The 18,086-nt window shown below is 58.7% G+C and carries 14 protein-coding genes; 3 read left to right on the forward strand and 11 right to left on the reverse strand.

All coding sequences use genetic code 11. The annotated features are described in order from the left end of the window. Positions 1 to 6: 6 nt before the first annotated feature. From glgX to asd, 3 genes are all read right to left on the reverse strand, one after another. The gene (gene glgX, locus SERAS12_RS23680; RefSeq protein ID WP_013814868.1) at positions 7 to 1,989 is read right to left on the reverse strand and encodes a glycogen debranching protein GlgX; all 1,983 of its coding nucleotides are present in this window, start codon (positions 1,987 to 1,989) and stop codon (positions 7 to 9) included. Next, a complete protein-coding gene (gene glgB, locus SERAS12_RS23685) occupies positions 1,986 to 4,172 on the reverse strand; it encodes a 1,4-alpha-glucan branching enzyme (protein ID WP_013814869.1) in 2,187 nt (728 codons plus the stop codon). The genes glgX and glgB overlap by 4 nt, the downstream gene beginning before the upstream one ends. Positions 4,173 to 4,682: 510 nt before the next feature. Next, the gene (gene asd / locus SERAS12_RS23690; protein WP_004951431.1) at positions 4,683 to 5,786 is read right to left on the reverse strand and encodes an aspartate-semialdehyde dehydrogenase; all 1,104 of its coding nucleotides are present in this window, start codon (positions 5,784 to 5,786) and stop codon (positions 4,683 to 4,685) included. 239 nt (positions 5,787 to 6,025) lie between these two features. Here asd and SERAS12_RS23695 point away from each other — a divergent pair, with 239 nt between their 5' ends. Then, complete coding sequence (locus SERAS12_RS23695; RefSeq protein WP_013814870.1) at positions 6,026 to 6,619, forward strand: YhgN family NAAT transporter; 594 nt, start codon at positions 6,026 to 6,028, stop codon at positions 6,617 to 6,619. A 45-nt stretch (positions 6,620 to 6,664) separates the two neighbouring features. Here SERAS12_RS23695 and gntK read toward each other — a convergent pair whose 3' ends face one another. The 4 genes from gntK to SERAS12_RS23715 form a co-directional block, all read right to left on the reverse strand. Beyond that, a complete protein-coding gene (gene gntK, locus SERAS12_RS23700; protein ID WP_013814871.1) occupies positions 6,665 to 7,195 on the reverse strand; it encodes a gluconokinase in 531 nt (176 codons plus the stop codon). Between the two features lie 173 nt (positions 7,196 to 7,368). Beyond that, positions 7,369 to 8,685 (reverse strand): gluconate transporter, encoded by a 1,317-nt coding sequence (gene gntT / locus SERAS12_RS23705; protein WP_004951440.1) that lies wholly within the window; start codon positions 8,683 to 8,685, stop codon positions 7,369 to 7,371. A 384-nt stretch (positions 8,686 to 9,069) separates the two neighbouring features. Next, complete coding sequence (gene gntR, locus SERAS12_RS23710; RefSeq protein WP_013814872.1) at positions 9,070 to 10,065, reverse strand: gluconate operon transcriptional repressor GntR; 996 nt, start codon at positions 10,063 to 10,065, stop codon at positions 9,070 to 9,072. A gap of 131 nt (positions 10,066 to 10,196) precedes the next feature. Continuing rightward, on the reverse strand, positions 10,197 to 10,892 hold the full coding sequence (locus SERAS12_RS23715) for a pirin family protein (RefSeq protein ID WP_013814873.1): 696 nt from the start codon (positions 10,890 to 10,892) through the stop codon (positions 10,197 to 10,199). Positions 10,893 to 11,281: 389 nt separating this feature from the next. Here SERAS12_RS23715 and SERAS12_RS23720 point away from each other — a divergent pair, with 389 nt between their 5' ends. Both SERAS12_RS23720 and SERAS12_RS23725 read left to right on the forward strand, forming a co-directional pair. Continuing rightward, positions 11,282 to 11,803, forward strand: a complete 522-nt coding sequence (locus tag SERAS12_RS23720; RefSeq protein ID WP_013814874.1) for a GNAT family N-acetyltransferase — start codon at positions 11,282 to 11,284, stop codon at positions 11,801 to 11,803. Continuing rightward, the gene (locus tag SERAS12_RS23725) at positions 11,796 to 12,974 is read left to right on the forward strand and encodes a P1 family peptidase (RefSeq protein WP_013814875.1); all 1,179 of its coding nucleotides are present in this window, start codon (positions 11,796 to 11,798) and stop codon (positions 12,972 to 12,974) included. Before SERAS12_RS23720 ends, SERAS12_RS23725 begins: the two co-directional genes overlap by 8 nt. Before the next feature lie 184 nt (positions 12,975 to 13,158). On the opposite strand, the gene iolE is transcribed toward SERAS12_RS23725, so the two are convergent. Genes iolE through iolD form a run of 4 tightly spaced genes read right to left on the reverse strand, consistent with a single transcriptional unit; the run spans position 13,159 to position 18,038 of the window. Next, positions 13,159 to 14,055, reverse strand: coding sequence for a myo-inosose-2 dehydratase (gene iolE / locus SERAS12_RS23730; RefSeq protein WP_006328609.1), 897 nt, complete (start codon positions 14,053 to 14,055; stop codon positions 13,159 to 13,161). 57 nt (positions 14,056 to 14,112) lie between these two features. Continuing rightward, positions 14,113 to 14,997, reverse strand: a complete 885-nt coding sequence (locus SERAS12_RS23735; RefSeq protein ID WP_013814876.1) for a sugar phosphate isomerase/epimerase family protein — start codon at positions 14,995 to 14,997, stop codon at positions 14,113 to 14,115. Between the two features lie 38 nt (positions 14,998 to 15,035). Then, positions 15,036 to 16,049 (reverse strand): Gfo/Idh/MocA family protein, encoded by a 1,014-nt coding sequence (locus tag SERAS12_RS23740; RefSeq protein WP_013814877.1) that lies wholly within the window; start codon positions 16,047 to 16,049, stop codon positions 15,036 to 15,038. Positions 16,050 to 16,097: 48 nt separating this feature from the next. Then, the gene (iolD, locus tag SERAS12_RS23745; RefSeq protein ID WP_013814878.1) at positions 16,098 to 18,038 is read right to left on the reverse strand and encodes a 3D-(3,5/4)-trihydroxycyclohexane-1,2-dione acylhydrolase (decyclizing); all 1,941 of its coding nucleotides are present in this window, start codon (positions 18,036 to 18,038) and stop codon (positions 16,098 to 16,100) included. Positions 18,039 to 18,086: the final 48 nt, after the last annotated feature.

An 18,086-nucleotide genomic window follows, 5' to 3' on the forward strand; every position in this document is an offset into this window, starting at 1 on the left:
CTTTTATTATTTCTGTACCAGCACGCAAATCGAGTGCGCAGCCTGGTTCCAGGCGGGTAAAACCGCCTGCGGTCCTTCCTGAGTAAAGGGGGCGACAACCTGCCAATCGCCCGCAGGCAACCTCATCTCCACCGTCTGCGGCGTGGCGTTAACCACCACCAGCCAGCGCTGCGACAGGCGGATCTGCAATTGCAAATCTCCCTGCTCCCATTCTTGCGCCGCAGGCGGGTGCCCTTGCGCGTTCAACCACTGCACGCTGCCGTCACCCTCCTGCCACCAGCGGTCTTGCTGCAGGGCGGGGATCTGCCGGCGCAGGTGAATCAGCTCTGCGGTATAAGCGGTGAGCGAGTCATCCGCCTTGGCCCAGTCGAGCCAGGTGATGGCGTTGTCCTGACAATAGGCATTGTTGTTCCCCTGCTGGCTGTGTCCATGCTCATCGCCGGCCAGCAGCATCGGCGTCCCCTGGGACAGCAACAACGTGGCAAGCAGTGCCTGCCGGCTGGCCCTGCGGCGTTGCACAATGGCGTCGTCGGCAATCGGGCCTTCAACACCGTGGTTATAGCTGAAATTATGGTCGCTGCCGTCACGGTTGCCTTCACCGTTAAGCTGGTTGTGCTTACGGTTAAAACTGACCAGATCCTGCAGGGTAAACCCGTCATGAGCGGTCAGCATGTTGATGCTGGCGTACGGCGCACGCCCGCGTTGGTTGAACACATCGCTGGAGCCGGCAAAGCGTTGGGCAAACTGGCCAAGCGGCAAATCGCCCTGCAGCCAAAAGCGGCGCATATCATCCCGGTAATGGTCATTCCACTCGGCGAAGCGCCCCGGAAAAGCGCCCACCTGATAACCGCCGGGGCCAATGTCCCACGGCTCGGCGATCAGCTTGCAGCGCGACAGCAGATCGTCCGCCAGCATCGCCTGGAACAGCGGCGCATCGCGATCGAACGCCGGGGTACGGCCCAGCACGCTGCCCAGATCGAAGCGAAAACCGTCGACATGACATTCGCTCACCCAGAAACGCAGGCACTCCATCACCCAGGCCACGCCCTGCGGTTTATCCAACCGCAGCGTGTTGCCACAGCCGGTGTCATTAACGTATCCCCCGTCGGGAGCAAGCCAGTAATACTCCGGGTTATCGATACCGCGCAGCGACAGTGTCGGCCCGTCCATGTCCAACTCGGCGCTGTGGTTGAACACCACGTCGAGGATCACCTCAATCCCGGCCTTGTGCAGCGCCTTCACCGCATCGCGAAATTCGCGCAGCGGCGTCATGTCGGTGCGCAGGCTGCAATAACGGTTATCCGGCGCATAGGGCGCCAGCACGTTATATCCCCAGTAGTTAATCAGCCCGAGACGCTGCAGACGCGGCTCGGAGCTATGCTGCTGTACCGGCAGCAGTTCCAGCGCCGTGATGCCGAGGCGCTTGAAATGGGCGATCATCACCGGATGCCCGAGCGCTGCGAAACTGCCGCGCAGCACCGGCGGGATATCCGGGTGCAGCAGAGTGAGGCCGCGCACGTGCGCTTCGTAAATCACCGTTTTACCCCACGGCGTGGCCGGCGGGCGGTCATCCTGCCAATCGTAGGCTTCGTCGATGACCACGCACTTCGGCATCACCTCTGCGCTGTCCTGCGGGTCCGGCCGGTCATAGCCGCCATGCAGTTCCAGATCGTCCGCCACTGGCCCCTCGACCGCGCGGGCGGCGGGATCCAACAGCAGTTTGTTAGGGTTAAACCGCAGCCCCTGCGCGGGATCAAACTGGCCGTGCACCCGGTAACCGTAGCGCTGGCCCGGTTTGCCGCCCGGCAGATAGCCGTGCCAGATATCGCCACTGCGCGCCGGCAGCGGCAGACGCACCTCGCGCTGTTGCCCGTCAAACAGGCACAGCTCCACGCCGGTGGCGTGGGCGGAAAACAGGGTAAAGTTGATGCCGTTACCGTCATAATGCGCCCCGAGAGGCGCGGCGATGCCGGGCGTCAGCTCAGTCATTGCGCCTCCCGCAGCAGGTAGATCGTCGCCAATGGCGGTACGGTCACGCTAATCGAATGCTCGCGGCCGTGATTGCCGATCGGTTCCGACACCACGCGGCCCTGATTGCCGGTATTGCTGCCGTGATAATGGTGCGAGTCGGTATTAAGGATTTCCCGATACTCGCCGGGGCGGGAGATACCGATGCGGTAATGGTGGCGCGGCACCGGAGTAAAGTTGCTGACGGCGATCAGCTCGTTGCCCTGCGAGTCGTAACGGGCAAAGGCAAACACCGAGTTGTCGTGATCGTCCACCACCAGCCATTCGAAGCCGTCCGGGCGGTAGTCACGCTCATACAACGGTGCCTGCTGCTGATAGCAGTGGTTGAGATCGCGCACCAGCCGCTGCACGCCGTGATGCCAGCCGTCCAGACCCTCCAGCAGATGCCAGTCGAGGCTGGTATCGAAATTCCATTCGCGCCCCTGGGCAAACTCGCAGCCCATGAACAGCAGTTTTTTGCCGGGGTGCGCCCACATAAAACCGTAATAGGCGCGCAGGTTGGCGAACTTCTGCCAGGCATCGCCGGGCATGCGGTCGAGAATCGATTTTTTGCCGTGCACCACTTCGTCATGAGAAATCGGCAGCACGAAGTTCTCGGTGTAGGCATACAACATGCCGAAGGTCATCTGATTGTGATGATATTTGCGGTGTACCGGATCGCACTGCATGTAGTCGAGCGTATCGTGCATCCAGCCCAGGTTCCATTTGTAGTGGAACCCCAACCCATTGGCATCTGGCGGTAGCGTGACCCCCGGGTAATCGGTGGATTCCTCCGCCAGCGTCACCGCGCCGGGCCGCTCCTTGCCGACGGTATGGTTGGTGTAGCGCAGGAAGGCTATGGCCTCCAGGTTTTCGTTGCCGCCGTAATAATTCGGCACCCACTCGCCTTCGGCGCGGCTGTAATCACGGTAGATCATCGAGGCCACGGCATCGACGCGCAGAGCGTCGATACCGTAACGTTCCATCCAGTAAAGGGCATTGCCCGCCAGATAGTTGCGTACCTCATTGCGGCCATAGTTGTAGATCAGCGTGTTCCAATCTTGATGGAAGCCCTCGCGGGGGTCGGCGTATTCATACAGCGCGGTGCCGTCGAAATTCGCCAAACCATAGGCGTCGCTGGGGAAATGCCCCGGCACCCAGTCCAGGATCACGTTGATGCCGGCCCGGTGCGCCGCCGCCACAAAGGCTTTGAAATCGGCGGGCGTGCCGAAACGTCGGGTCGGGGCGTAGAGCCCCAGCGGCTGATAACCCCAACTGCCGTCGAAGGGATGCTCGTTAATCGGCAACAGCTCGATATGGGTAAATCCCATGTCTTTGACGTAATTGATCAACTGCACCGCCAGCTCGCCGTAGCTGAGCCAGAAATTATCGTCGGTGTGGCGCCGCCACGAACCCAGATGCACCTCGTAGATGGAGATTGGCCGATCCAAATCGTTGGCGCGTTGACGTTCCGGAGTATTTGCCACCACCTCCGGCAGCGGCGTCACCAGGGAAGCCGTATCCGGTCGCATCTGCGCTTCAAAGGCATAAGGGTCGGCTTTCAGTTGGGTGTTGCCATAGCAGTCGATGATTTCGTATTTGTACAGCTGCCCGGCTTTCACCCCAGGCAGGAACAGCTCCCAGATACCGTTTTCACGGCGCAGGCGCATTGGATGGCGGCGGCCGTCCCAGAAGTTGAACTCTCCCACCACCGAAACGCGCTGGGCATTGGGCGCCCAGACGGCAAAGCTGACGCCTTCTACCCCGTCGAGCGTCGCGAGATGCGCCCCCAGCCGCTCATACGGCCGCAGATGGGTGCCCTCCGCCAGCAGCCAGCCGTCGATATCCTGCAACAAGGTGCCAAAACGGTAGGGATCGTCGACGATCTGCTGGTGATTTTGCCAGCGGACCTCCAGTTGATAACGAAAGGGGGTTTTCCGACGCGGGACGGTAGCGCTGAAAAAACCACGGGCATCGTCGCAGGCCAGCTGCACCACCCGCTTGCCGGTTTGCTGCTCCAGCAACCAGACTTCGCTGGCGTCAGGCAACAGCGCACGCACTTGCAGGCCATTATCGACCGCATGCATACCCAGCAGAGAAAAGGGATCGGCAAAATTGCCGGAGAAAAGCTGATCAATCACGTCACGATCGGGAAGTACAGGCATAGACTTCTTCCTTAGATTAAGAGCATGATTTATAAGAGGCTGCGTCTACCCATCACCGTCCAGGTCGCCGCCTTGCAGGCCGCGATTTGACATCCATTGGGTAAATGATTAATCCATAGCCGTTTTGGTTATCATGCAATTCATTCGGTATCTAAAGCGTGATTGCGGTCGGTTATTGATCAATTTTCAGCTTGCCGACCTGAATTTCCGCTCTTTATGCTTATTTTTAGTCATCTTTTCAGCGTTGGTGAAAATGTATTCGCCAACGCTTTAAGCATAGCCAATGTCTGTCAAAAACAGTGCCGTATTAGCATGGAAAATCATTCATTAAGAAAACTGCCAGCCCGCAGCGCCGTTGCGCTACTGCCTGCCGGGAGGAAGGCCGGTTATCGGTACGAGCATCTCCCCTGGCAGCAACTTCGTCCATAACGCGTCAAGACAGGGTGAAAAGCGGAAAATAAGGCTTTGGGGGGCTGAAAGAGGCCAGCCCCCGGGAAGTTCAGTTCAGGTTTACAGCAGGATGCGCAGCATACGGCGCAGCGGCTCTGCCGCGCCCCACAGCAGTTGGTCACCCACGGTGAACGCGGACAGATATTCCGGCCCCATATTCAGCTTGCGCAAGCGACCGACCGGTGTGTTCAGCGTCCCGGTAACCGCAGCCGGCGTCAACTCACGCATGGTCAGCTCACGGTCGTTCGGGATCACCCGCACCCAATCATTGTGGGTCGCCAGCATCTGTTCAATTTCCGGCAGCGAAACGTCTTTTTTCAGCTTCAGGGTGAACGCCTGGCTATGGCAACGCAGCGCGCCAACGCGCACGCACAAACCGTCAACCGGGATCACGCTGGAGGTGTTCAGAATCTTGTTGGTTTCCGCCTGGCCTTTCCACTCTTCGCGGCTTTGGCCGTTATCGAGCTGTTTGTCGATCCACGGGATCAGGCTGCCGGCCAGCGGCACACCGAAGTTATCGGTCGGAAGTTTGCCGCTGCGGGTAGCCGCAGTGACTTTGCGTTCGATATCCAAAATGGCCGAAGCCGGGTCCTGCAGCTCTTTCGCCACATCGGCATGCAACATGCCCATTTGGGTCAGAAGTTCGCGCATGTGGCGCGCGCCGCCACCGGAGGCCGCCTGATAGGTGGATACGGAAGCCCACTCCACCAGATCGTTGGCGAACAGGCCGCCGAGCGACATCAGCATCAGGCTGACGGTGCAGTTACCGCCAACAAAGGTCTTGATACCTTTGTCCAGACCCTGCTGAATCACCGCATGGTTGACCGGATCCAGGATGATAATCGCGTCATCCCCCATCCGCAGAGAAGATGCCGCGTCAATCCAGTACCCTTGCCAGCCGATTTCACGCAGCTTAGGGTAAATTTCATTGGTATAATCGCCGCCCTGGCAGGTAATAATAATGTCGAGCGCGCTCAGCGCGTCAACATCGTAAGCATCTTGCAGCGTGCCCTGCTGGCCGCCGAATGCCGGCGCCGCAGAACCGTGCTGCGAAGTGGAGAAAAAGACCGGGCGAATGGCGTCGAAGTCGCGCTCTTCCGTCATGCGCTGCATGAGTACGGAGCCGACCATTCCGCGCCAACCGATGAAACCAACGTTTTTCATAATAACTGTCCTGCTTTGGAGGATAACTGCTTAGAGTTGTGTGCAATATCTCTCCACCTTACAAAATGTCAGCGCAGGCGCAAAGTGAATTTATTCGATGGGTGAGCGATTCTCAGCAATCCTTCTTATATGCCCGCAGTCTTTCAAGCTGCAGCGTTGTTGCCAGCACTTGAAAGCCCTCGGCTATGGCCTGTGCACCGTCGGGATGGGCGGCGTGTTTTTTTAATTCTGAGGTAATAATGACAGAGATGATTTCAGTCACGGTATTGCTGTTTTTAATCATGGATCCGCTGGGCAACCTGCCGATTTTCATGTCGGTGCTCAAGCACCTGGAACCGCGCCGCCGGCGGATGGTGTTGATTCGCGAGCTGTTGATCGCCTTGCTGTTGATGCTTATTTTCCTGTTTGCCGGCGAGAAAATCCTGGCGTTCCTCAACCTGCGTACCGAAACCGTGTCCATTTCCGGCGGGATTATCCTGTTCCTGATCGCCATCAAGATGATTTTCCCCTCTCAGGAAGGCAGCAGCAGCGGGCTTTCCGCCGGTGAAGAACCTTTCCTGGTGCCGCTGGCGATCCCGTTGGTGGCAGGGCCTTCGATTTTGGCGGCACTGATGCTGCTCTCACACCAGTATCCGAACCAGATTTCGCATCTGGTGGTGGCCCTGCTGATTGCCTGGGGTATTTCCGCCGCGATATTGCTGATGTCGAACCTGTTCCTGCGCCTGCTGGGCAGCAAAGGGGTCAGCGCGCTGGAAAGGCTGATGGGGTTGATTCTGGTGATGCTGTCGACCCAAATGTTCCTGGACGGCGTGCGGGCTTACATGAAGTTGTAGTGAACATACTGGCGCCTGGCGGCGCCGGTATCATGACGCAGCCGGTTATTGCGGGGCTGCGACGCTGCGAATGTAAGCCAAAGTATCGGCGATCACGCCGTCCAGCGGCTGGTTGATATCAATCGCCCGCACGTCCTGCTCCTGCGCACCCGGTTCTTCAAGCGTCGCAAACTGAGACACCAGCATCTGCGGCTTGAAGAAATGCCCCTTGCGCTGTTTCAAGCGCTCTTCAATCACCGCCTTATCCCCTTTCAGATAGATAAAATGCAGGTTGCTGTTACCCTCGCGCAGCCGGTCGCGGTAGCTTTTTTTCAGCGCCGAACACACCAGCAGCGACACGTCATTGGTGCGTTGCATAGCGAAAATGGCGTCGTTCAATGCCGTCAGCCACGGGGCGCGATCGTTGTCGTCCAGCGCGTGCCCGGACGCCATTTTGTTGATATTGGCGCGCGGGTGCAGGTAGTCGCCGTCCAGCATCGCGGCGTGGGCCTGGTGGGCAACGTCGCTGGCGACGGCGGATTTACCGCTGCCTGAAACGCCCATCAAAATAAATACGTGGTGCTGTGGATTGCTCATAATCTCATGTCCTTATGGGGACTCACGCAGGTTTGTGCGGTGGATTGCGCCGCCCAATGCGCCCCAAACTCAAAATGATGCCCGGTGCCGCGCAGGGCACCCGATAGCCTCAGGATATCCTATGAATTTCAAGCTGCCGCCAGGCGGCCGCAGCTTGAAAGGTAACCGCTAAATTATACGACCGTCGCCAGCAGCAGGCAGCCTACCAGGCCGCAAACCGAGATGATGGTTTCCAGCACCGACCAGGATTTGAGGGTTTCCATAATGCTCAGGTTGAAATACTCCTTGAACAGCCAGAAACCCGGATCGTTGACGTGAGAGAAAATCACGCTGCCCGAACCGACCGCGATCACCATCAGCTCCGGGCTGACGCCGGTGGTGGCAATCAGCGGGGCGACGATGCCGCCGGCGGTGATCGCCGCCACGGTGGCGGAACCCAGTGCCAGACGCAGCGCGGCGGCAATGGACCACGCCATCAGAATTGGCGATACGTTACTGCCTTCCATCAAACCGGCGATGTATTTTTCTACGCCGCTGTCGACCAGCACCTGCTTGAACGCACCGCCGCCGCCGATGATCAACAGCATCATGGCGATAATTTTGATTGAATCGGTGATGGTGCCCATCACTTCATCCATGGTACGGCCACGATTAAGGCCAAAGGTGAAGATAGCGATCAACACCGCAATCAGCGTCGCCATCACCGGATCGCCGAAGAACTCGGCAAAACGCAGCAATGTATGGCCCTTCGGCAGCACCATTTCGGCCACGGCGCGCAATGCCATCAGGATCACCGGCACCAGAGAAGTGGCAACGCTGATGCCAAAACTTGGCATTTCTTCTTCGGTGAAGATTTTCGGGTTATACAGGCCTTCCGGCACCGGTTTGTCGATGCCTTTCAGGAAGCGGGCGTAGACCGGGCCGGCCAGGATCACCGTCGGGATGGCCAGCAGCGTGCCATACAGCAGGGTTTTCCCCATGTCGGCATGGAAGATGGTGGCGATCGCCGTTGGGCCAGGGTGCGGCGGCAGGAAACCGTGGGTCACCGACAGCGCAGCCGCCATCGGCACGCCAACGTACAGCAGCGGAACGCGGGCGGAGGCGGCGATGCTGAATACCAGCGGCAGCAGCAGCACGAAGCCGACCTCATAGAACAGCGCGAAACCGACGGTAAAACCGGTCAGCACCACCGCCCATTGAATGTGTTTTTTGCCGAACTTGTCGATAAGCGTTGTGGCGATGCGCTGAGCGCCGCCGCAGTCCGCCAGCAACTTGCCGAGCATGGCGCCAAAGCCCATGATCAACGCCAGGCTGCCCAGCGTGCCGCCAACGCCGGCCTTGATGGAGCCGATCACTTTATCTACCGGCATGCCCTGTGCGATACCCACCGCCAGTGCGACTAAAACCAGAGAGATAAAGCCGTTCAGCTTAAAGCGAATCATCAGCAGCAGCAGCAACGCTACGCCGCCTGCAACAATCACTAATGGCATAATTTTTCTCCAACCCTTTTATCGCGACTCTCTTTACCCTAGACCGTAAAGCGTGCGCTTGTTGTATTTTCAGGCTCTTCCCCGGTGTCAGAAGGCGAGCTGTAGGTGGTACTGAGTCAAAGGTTCTGTCCCTGCTTGCAGGGGGCGATTTACTCGCCCCGCTCCGTGCGGCCGCAGCGTGCTGCGCCCCTAGGCTGTCACTGACCTCATTGTTACCGGTATCATGATACCGGTAACAACATGAATGACGGAATCGGGTAAACGACTAAAATTCGCGTTCTGGGATAGAGATCAAACTTACGGCAGTAACGAGCGGCAAGCGCACCGGTGGGAGGTGAAACGCGCCGAACGGCGCGGGTTCAAAATGCGGTTAGTTAAAAACGATCAAATACTGCCGCCGGGGATCACGGTAAAACCAACGTCTACCATACGCGGGGAAACGGTTTCACCCCGCAACCGCGCCAGCAGACGCTCGGCGCCGATTTGCCCCATCCTTTCACGCGGCGTCAGCACGCTCGCCAGTTTCGGCACCATCACCTGACCGATATCGTGGCCGTGGAAACCGGCAATCGCCATCTGATCGGGGATCGACAGCCCCTGACGCTGGCACTCAAAGGTGGCGCCAATCGCCAGGTCATCGTTGGTGCAGAAGATACTGTCAATCTGCGGATAGTCGCGCTGCGCCTGGCGTAGCAGTTCGCCGCCGGCGGAATAGGACGACGAACGCGCGGTCATGACGCTGTACGGTTCCAGGCCGGACTCGCGCATTGCCTGCTCATAGCCCTGCTGTTTGATAATGGTGCGCTCATCCTGACGTGCGCCGAAATACACCACGTGACGGTGGCCGTGAGCGATGATTTGCTGAGTCATCTGGCGCGCGGCTTCGAAGTTATTGAAGCCCACCGCCAGATCAATGCACGGCGACACGCAGTCCATCAGCTCCACCACCGGGATGCCCGCCACCTCGATCATCTTCAGGGTACGCGGGGTATGGTGGCGTTCGGACAGGATCAAGCCGTCGATATTGTACGACAGCAGCGAGGTCAGGCGCTGCTCTTCACGCTCCGGCAAATAGCCGTAGTGCGCCAGCATGGTCTGGTAATTGTGCGCATCGGTCACGCTCTCGATACCGCGCAAGACTTCGGCAAACACCTGGTTGGTTAACGACGGCAGCAGTACGCCAATGGCGCGGCTGGTCGAGTTGGAAAGGATATCCGGCGCACGGTTGGGAATGTAGCCCAGCTCATCAAGCGCGACGGCAATTTTTTGCTGCAAGGCGACAGAAACTTGATCGGGATTACGCAGATAACGGCTCACCGTCATCTTGGTCACGCCAACCTTGTCTGCAACATCCTGAAGTACCGGCCGTTTTTTCTTCATTATCAATGAACTGGCTAACCGTGAAAGGGCATTCATTTTAGCAAAAAAAAACCGGGGCCGATATTGTTGGTTGCCGGATGGCCGAATGCAAAAAGGGCTCACCGCGTGAGCCCTTGATATTTACCGCTTAATCACACCGGCGGCAGATCGAACAGCAGGATTTCACTGTCTTCATCCGCCTGAATCGACAGCTCGGCTTCATCCCACACCGCGAAAGCATCGCTGGTGCCGGCCTGTTGACCGTTGATCACCACGTTGCCGCGGACTACCTGGATCCAAACGCGGCGCTGGGCCTCGATCTGATACGCCGACTGCTCGTCTTTGTTCAGCGCCCAGCGTGACAAAGTCATATCCTGGAACACCTTCAGCGAACCCTCGCGCGCATCCGGCGACAGCACTAACTGGCGGCCCTGCGGCGCATCGAACATACGTTGCTCATAACGCGGCTCCAGCCCGACCTGATCAGGAATAATCCAAATCTGGTACAGGTGCAGCGGGCGATCCTTATTGCCGTTGTATTCAGAGTGGCGCACCCCGGTACCCGCACTCATGATCTGGAACTCGCCGGCTTGAATCTGCTCTTTGTTGCCCATGCTGTCCTGATGCTCTACCGTGCCGCTCAGCACGTAGGTCAGGATCTCCATGTCTTTATGCGGATGAGTGCCAAAACCCTGCCCCGCGTCGATCACGTCTTCGTTGATCACCCGCAGCGCCGAGAACCCCATAAAATCGGCATCGTAGTAGTTGGCAAATGAGAAGGTATGCCAGCTATCCAGCCAACCATGATTGGCATGACCGCGATCTTCTGCTTTACGTAAATAAATCATATTCAACTCTCCTCAATGTTTTTTTACAGTCTAGTCCCGGCAGCAGAATAAGAAAGCGTAAAAAACTCACCCCTCTGTTCAAAAAATTAGATGGAGTGGCGAAGCTATTTTCAGCGGAGTTGTTGAAGGCGTGAAGGGGGTAAAAACAGGCAAAAAAAAAGCCAGCACCCGAGCTGGCTAAGTAACACTGGAAGCAATGTGAGCAATGTCGTGCCTTCGCAGGAAGAGTATCAAAAAGGCGATGCTCTCCCCGGAACGCATCGCAATAATAATCATTATCATTCGCACCTGTAAAGCGTTATTTTGCCCCATCCGAAATAATGTTGACTCGTCAGGATAAACGGATAAATTCAAAGGTTATTCAACCGGTAAGCAACAGGAGCAGCGTCATGAGTGAAATAGTGGTTCGTCACGTAGAAGCGGCAGATGCACAGGCCTTACATCAGCTTTACTCTCAACCACAACTTTACCGTGACACGCTACAACTCCCGCTAGCCTCAAAAGAACTGTGGCACAAGCGCCTCGCCAACCTCGAACCGGGCACCCACAACCTGGTGGCCTGTATCGACGGGCAGATCGTCGGCCAGCTTGCCGTGATGTTGAACCAGCGCCTTCGCCGTCGCCATGTGGCGACCTTCGGCATTGGCGTCGATGCGCGTTATCACGGCAAAGGCGTCGGCAGCAGCCTGATGAAGGCGATGATCGACCTTTGCGACAACTGGGCGGCCATCGAGCGCATCGAGCTGACGGTGTTTACCGACAATCAAGCCGCCATTGCGCTCTACCGCAAGTTCGGCTTTGAAATTGAAGGTACCAGCCGCGCTTATGCCATGCGCGATGGCGAGTTGGTGGATTCTCATCATATGGCTCGCTTTCGCAGCGAGCAGCAGGCAAAAGCACATCATGAGTGATAGCGAAAATGAATCAGGGCCGGTTAACCGGCCCTTAACCGTCAGCCGCCGCACTTTTGTGCAGACGCTGGCCTGCGTAACGGGTGCTATCGGCATCCTTTCTCCCACCACCTTCCTGGGGGCCGCCATGCCAACCTCTCCTGCCGTGCGGAGCGGCGCCCGCAACCTGATTACCGACGTTCCCGGCCTGAAGGTCGGCGTCGCCCAGAGCAGCCAGGTACGCACCGGCACCACAGTGATCCTGCCGGATAGCCCGGCGATCGCCGCCGTCGACGTGCGCGGTGGTGGCCCGGCAACCCGTGAAACCGACGCGCTGGGGGAAGATAACCTGGTGCAAACCGTCGATGCGCTGGTGCTGAGCGGCGGCTCGGTATACGGGCTGGCGGCGGCGGACGGCGTCGCGGCCTGGCTGGGGCAACAAGGCCGCGGCTACGCCCTGCGGCCTGCTCCCGGCGTGCCGGTTTCCCCCATAGTACCTACCGCCTGCCTGTATGATCTGAACAACGCGGGCGATAAAAACTGGCAGCTTGATCCGCCCTACCGCCAACTGGGGATAGACGCGGCCGGCAAGGCGGGCCACGACTTCCCGCTCGGCACCGTGGGGGCAGGCTATGGCGCCATGACCGGCATGGGCAAGCTGAAAGGCGGCCTCGGCTCAGCTTCCATCGTGGCGGCTAACGGCGCAACCGTCGGCGCGCTGGTGGCGGTCAACAGCCTGGGTTCGGTGGTCGCACCCGGCACCCGTGCCTTCTGGGCCACGCCTTATGAAATCAACGGTGAATTCGGCAACGGCGGCGCGGCCGCGCTGGCGCAGTTGCATGGCCAGGGCGAAGACTGGATGCCCACCGAGCCGACAGGCGGCAGGAAAAACACCACCCTGGCCTGCATCGCCACCGATCTGGCGCTGACCCGGGTGGAATTGAAACGCGTGGCGATCATGGCACAGGACGGCATGGCGCGCGCCATCCGCCCATTGCACAGCCCGTTCGACGGCGACGTGGTGTTTGCCTTGTCCACCGGCAAGCGCGAGGTTCAGGGCAGCCGCGAGCTGGCGGTGCTGCAAATTGGCGCCTTGGCGGCAGACACGCTGGCGCGGGCGATCGCCCGTGGCGTCTACGCCGCCACCCCATGGCCCGGCAGCCAGGTCACCACCTGGAAAACCCTCGCCTGACCCCGGCAAATAAAAAAGGTGCCTTGATAACTCAGGCACCTTTTTATACCCAAAATAAGTGGAGTTGCATCCAGGCGGCAAGGGTGCTTATCCCGATGAGCTGACTCAAGTAAGTGATTCGGGTAAGTGCTCGCAGCCAACACAGAGGCAGCTTCAAGTATGACGGGTATCTTTCCCGGCCCGATTAAATGCCGGCGGTCTCCTTGATATAACGGCGCGCCTTCACCGCATATTCAAACGGGTTGGCCAGCGCCGGATCCTGTTCGGCCTCCACCACCATCCAGCCCTTGTAGCCCCGCTCATCCAGCAGTTTAAACACCGGACGGAAGTCGATCACACCATCACCCGGCACGGTGAAGGTGCCCTTCTTCACGCCGTCGAGGAAGCTCAGCTTATTGGCCTTCACTTCCGCCACCACCTCGTCACGCACGTCTTTCAAATGCACATGGTTAATACGCGGCAGATACTTCTCCAGTATCGCCATCATCGCCTGCTGGCTGCCTTCCGAGTAGTAAGCGTGGCCGGTATCAAACAGCAGATAGACGTCGTCGTTCACCATGCTCATGTAGCGGTCAATCTCTGCGGTAGTCTGGATGCCGGTGCCCATATGGTGGTGCAGGCAAACCTGCATCCCCTTGTCGGCGGCAATTTTCGCCAGCTCATTGTAGCCATCGGCCACCCGCTGCCACTCTTCGTCGCTGAAATACGGCTTCTCTTCGAACACCCCTTTGGTGGTGCCCTGAATGCTCTTGCTCTGCTCGGAACAGCCGATCACCCTGGCACCCATCGCATGCAGGAAATTCATATGGTTGATAAATTCATCGATGGTTTTTTCTTTCTGGCCGTCGGCAAAAAAGGTGCTGAACCAGGCGTTGCAGATCTGGATGCCACGAATATCCAGCATCGGCTTCAACACCGCCGGATCGCGCGGGTACTTGCTCCCGACTTCGCTGCCGGTGAAGCCGGCCAGCGCCATTTCACTGACGCACTGCTGGAAAGTATTCTCTTTGCCCAATTCTGGCATATCGTCATTGGTCCAGCCGATCGGCGCAATGGCCAGTTTCACGTTGTCTTTGTTCATGTTCAGCCTCAATAATCGGATGACGCGCCGACGGAGTTCGCCGACGCGCCGAAAAGGTTATTTGCCCAGCAGCTCTTTCTCGATGCGCTCTCTGGTCGCCACTGCCTGGTTTTTCATTTTTTCCGGGTAGCCAAACAGCGAAGTGCAGATGATCGATTCGCCACCGACCTTAAAGTTGCGGTTGGCGAACTCCATATCGCGCAGGGTCTGGAACAGCGCGTCGAAATCCACCTCGCCTTCGCCAATACCCACGTGCTGGTGCACGGCAGCGTCCACCCCCGGCGGGTTGACGATATAGCGGCAGTGTTTGGTGTGGTTCATGGTGTCGGCGATCAGCACGTGGGAAAGATCGTCTCCGGCATATTTCAGCATGCCGGCCACGTCGCCCTGGCCTTTGTCGTAATAGAAGCTGTGCGGCACGCTGTAGAGGTACTTGACGTGGTCGCTACGCAGCGATTTCACCATGTCGGCGGTTTCGTTGCTCAGTTCGCAGAAATCCCACGGATGAGACTGGATCTCCATGCGGATGCCTTCGCGCTCAATGATCGGCAGCAGCTCCTCCATTGAGCGATACCAAAGCTCTTCGCAAATTTCCGGCTCATTAGGGTTGCCGGCCAGCTCGGTGTTGATCACCTGCACGCCCATTTCCACCGCAATCTCTATCATCCGGCGCCAGTTTTTGACTGCCGCCTGGCGACGATCCTCACCAGGGCCGGACCAGCGGTACACCACAATAAACGAGGAAATCTCCACACCGGTCGCTTTCAGCGCGTTCTTGTATTCCGCCATCACCTCACGGCCGGCTTTCGGATGCTTATAGAACGGATTGATCTGCGGGTGCGGCGACTGTTCGATATACCGATAGCCCCAGTCCGCTACCTGCTGAACCATTTTGGTGATGCCCAGGTCCCTGATGACATCAACATCAAAAGCGATCTTCATGGTCATTCCTCTTAAACGTGGGTACGGCGGTCAGCCCATTAGTGGTTGTAGAACGTCGGGCGCGGCGGCAGGGTCACCGGCACAATCTCGCCGCTGAGCTGCGCGGCCACGCAGGCGTCGGCAGTCACAGAGGCCGCATAACCGTCCCAGGCGGAAGGCCCGGTCAGTTTCCCGGCCAGCACGTCGTTGATAAAGCCTTGCAGCTCAACGTCATAGGCGTCAATAAAGCGGTCTTTCCAGTCGGTCAGGATCTCGGTAGACAGTTTGGCGCCGCTGCGCATCTGCACCGACGAAGGCTCCGGCAGTTTGGCGATGCCGGTTTCACCCACCACTTCACACTGGATGTCATAGCCGTACTGGCAGTTAACGAAAATTTCGACGTCAATGCGCGTGCCCTTGGCGGTTTCAAACAGCACAATCTGCGGATCTTTCAGGTGCGGGAACGCCTTGGGGCTTTTACGCGGGAACACCACCTGCACCGAGACGTAGTCGTCATCCAGCAGCCAGCGCAGCACGTCGATCTCGTGAATCAAGGTGTCGGTGATCGCCATATCGGTGGTATAGGCCTCACCGACGGTCGGGTTGCGGTGCGCACAATGCAGCATCAACGGCTCGCCGATCTGGCCGCTGGTCAGCACCTGTTTCAAGGCGCGGTAGCCGCGATCGTAAGGGCGCATAAAACCCACCTGCACCAGGCGTTTGCCGTGCTTCGCTTCGGCTTCGACGATGTTTTTACAGCCCTGTGCGGTGACCGCCAGCGGCTTCTCGCAGAACACCGGCTTGCCGGCGGCGATGGCCGCCAGCACAAATTCTTCGTGGCTCGGGCCCCAGGAAGTGACCAGCACCGCCTGCACGTCCGCCGCCTTGATCAGATCGTGGCCGTTGTCATACACCTTGGCGTCCAGCTTCAGATCGCTCACAACCTTGGCGGCGTTGTCGCGGTTGATGTCGTTGACCGCCACGATGCGGCTGCCCTGCAACACTTTGCTGCAGCGGCGAATATGATCCCGACCGATTGCGCCGGTGCCAATAACCCCAATGTTCAATGTCATCTTCGTTATCCTCTTCAAATAGTTGCGGCAGACGCAAGGTCTGGGTAATCAGTAATCGCGGGCCTTATCGATGTTTTCCTGCAGCTTGCGGGCCACGGCGACAATTTTTTCGCTGTCGGCCACCTGAGCACCGCCCACGCGCCACCAGCTGAGATACTTGTGCACCATGGTTTTTGGCAGCACTTTGATGTCCAGCAGGGTAGAGACCTTCTGCAGGCGCGCATCGGCCAGCGCGTCGATCAGTTGTTGTTCGGTGGTAACGCTGTAGGTTTTGCAGCCGTAGGCCGCCGCCAGCATGGCGAAATTGACCGGCACAAAGTTGCCGTCGAGCTTGCCGCCCTGCGGGTTGCGGAAGCGGAATTCGGTGGTGTAGCTGTCCATACCGTGTTCCATCTGCAGGTTGTTGATGCAGCCGTTGGTCATGTTGTCGAACAGCACCACGTTGATTTTGCAACCTTCCTGAATCGAGGTGACCAGTTCGGAATGCAGCATCATAAAGGCGCCGTCGCCGACCATCGCATACACCTCGCGCTGCGGTTCGGCCAGTTTGACTCCCAACGCCGCGTTAACCTCGTAGCCCATGCACGAATAGCCGTATTCCACGTGATAACCGTGCTCGCCGTGGTTGTGCCACACGCGCTGCAAATCGCCCGGCAGACTGCCGGCGGCGGCGACGATCACGCTGTCCTGCGGCAGGTGCTGATTCAACACGCCCAGCACTCGGCTTTGGGTCAGCAGCGAGTCGGTCTGTTCAATAAATTCGGCGAAGACACGGTCGCGATCGAGATGATCGTCAATTTCCGGCACAAAGCCTTCGCCCGTGTATTCCACCGCATAAACGCGGGCGGTTTCCTGCTGCTGCGCGCTGCGCGCCTCGGCAATGGCATCGCCCCAACCGGCGCGGTAATCGGATTGCGCCAGCAGGGCGCTCAAGGCGACCAGCGCCGCACGGGCATCGGCCAGCACCTGTACGCCGTCGAGTTTGCCGGCGTCGAAACCGCTGACGTTAATATTGAGGAAATCGACATCCGAATGCTGGAACAGCCATTTTGACGACGTGGTGAAGTCGGTGTAACGGGTGCCTACGCCAATCACCAGGTCGGCCTGTTTGGCCAGCGTATTGGCCGCCAGACAACCGGTTTCGCCGATGCCGCCCAGGTTAAACGGATGGCTGGAAGGCACCGTGCCCTTGCCGGCCTGAGTTTCCACAAACGGAATGTGGAAACGTTCGGCAAACTCGCGCAGCGCCTGCCCGGCCTGCGAATATTTCACCCCGCCGCCGCACACCAGCAGCGGTTTGCGTTTGGCGGTCAACAGCGCCAGCGCATCCGCCAGCATGCCTTCGGTCGCCGGGCGGCGATCGAGCCGATGTACGCGCTTTTGGAAAAAGTAGTCCGGGTAGTCATAGGCTTCGCCCTGCACGTCCTGCGGCAGGCACAGCGTGACCGCGCCGGTTTCCGCCGGATCGGTCAGCACGCGCATCGCGTTGATGCAGGCGCTCATCAGCTGTTCCGGCCGCACGATGCGATCCCAGTATTTGCTGACCGCGCGGAACGCGTCATTGGTGCTGATGCTGAGATCGTAGGACTGTTCGATCTGCTGCAACACCGGGTCCGGCTGGCGCGACGCATAGACGTCGCCCGGCAGCAGCAATAAAGGAATGCGGTTGGCGGTGGCGGTCGCGGCGGCGGTGATCATATTGGCGGCACCGGGGCCGACGGAAGAGCTGCAGGCGTAGATCTGCTGACGCAGCTTCTGCTTGGCGAAGCCGGTCGCCGCATGGGCCATGCCCTGCTCATTGCGCCCCTGGTGCACCACCAGTTCGCCGCTGTCTTGTTCCAGCGCCTGCCCCAGGCCGAGGACGTTGCCGTGACCGAAAATCGCAAAGATGCCCTTTACGAATTTGGTTTCCACGCCGTCGACCAGCAGATACTGGTTGTCGAGGAACCTGACGAGCGCCTGTGCCATGGTTAATCTGATCTTGCCCATTTCTCCACCCTCTACATTATGCCCTATGGCTTTCCAGCGGTGCCGCTC

The sequence above is a fragment of the Serratia sp. AS12 genome (assembly GCF_000214195.1).
GTDB lineage: Bacteria > Pseudomonadota > Gammaproteobacteria > Enterobacterales > Enterobacteriaceae > Serratia > Serratia plymuthica.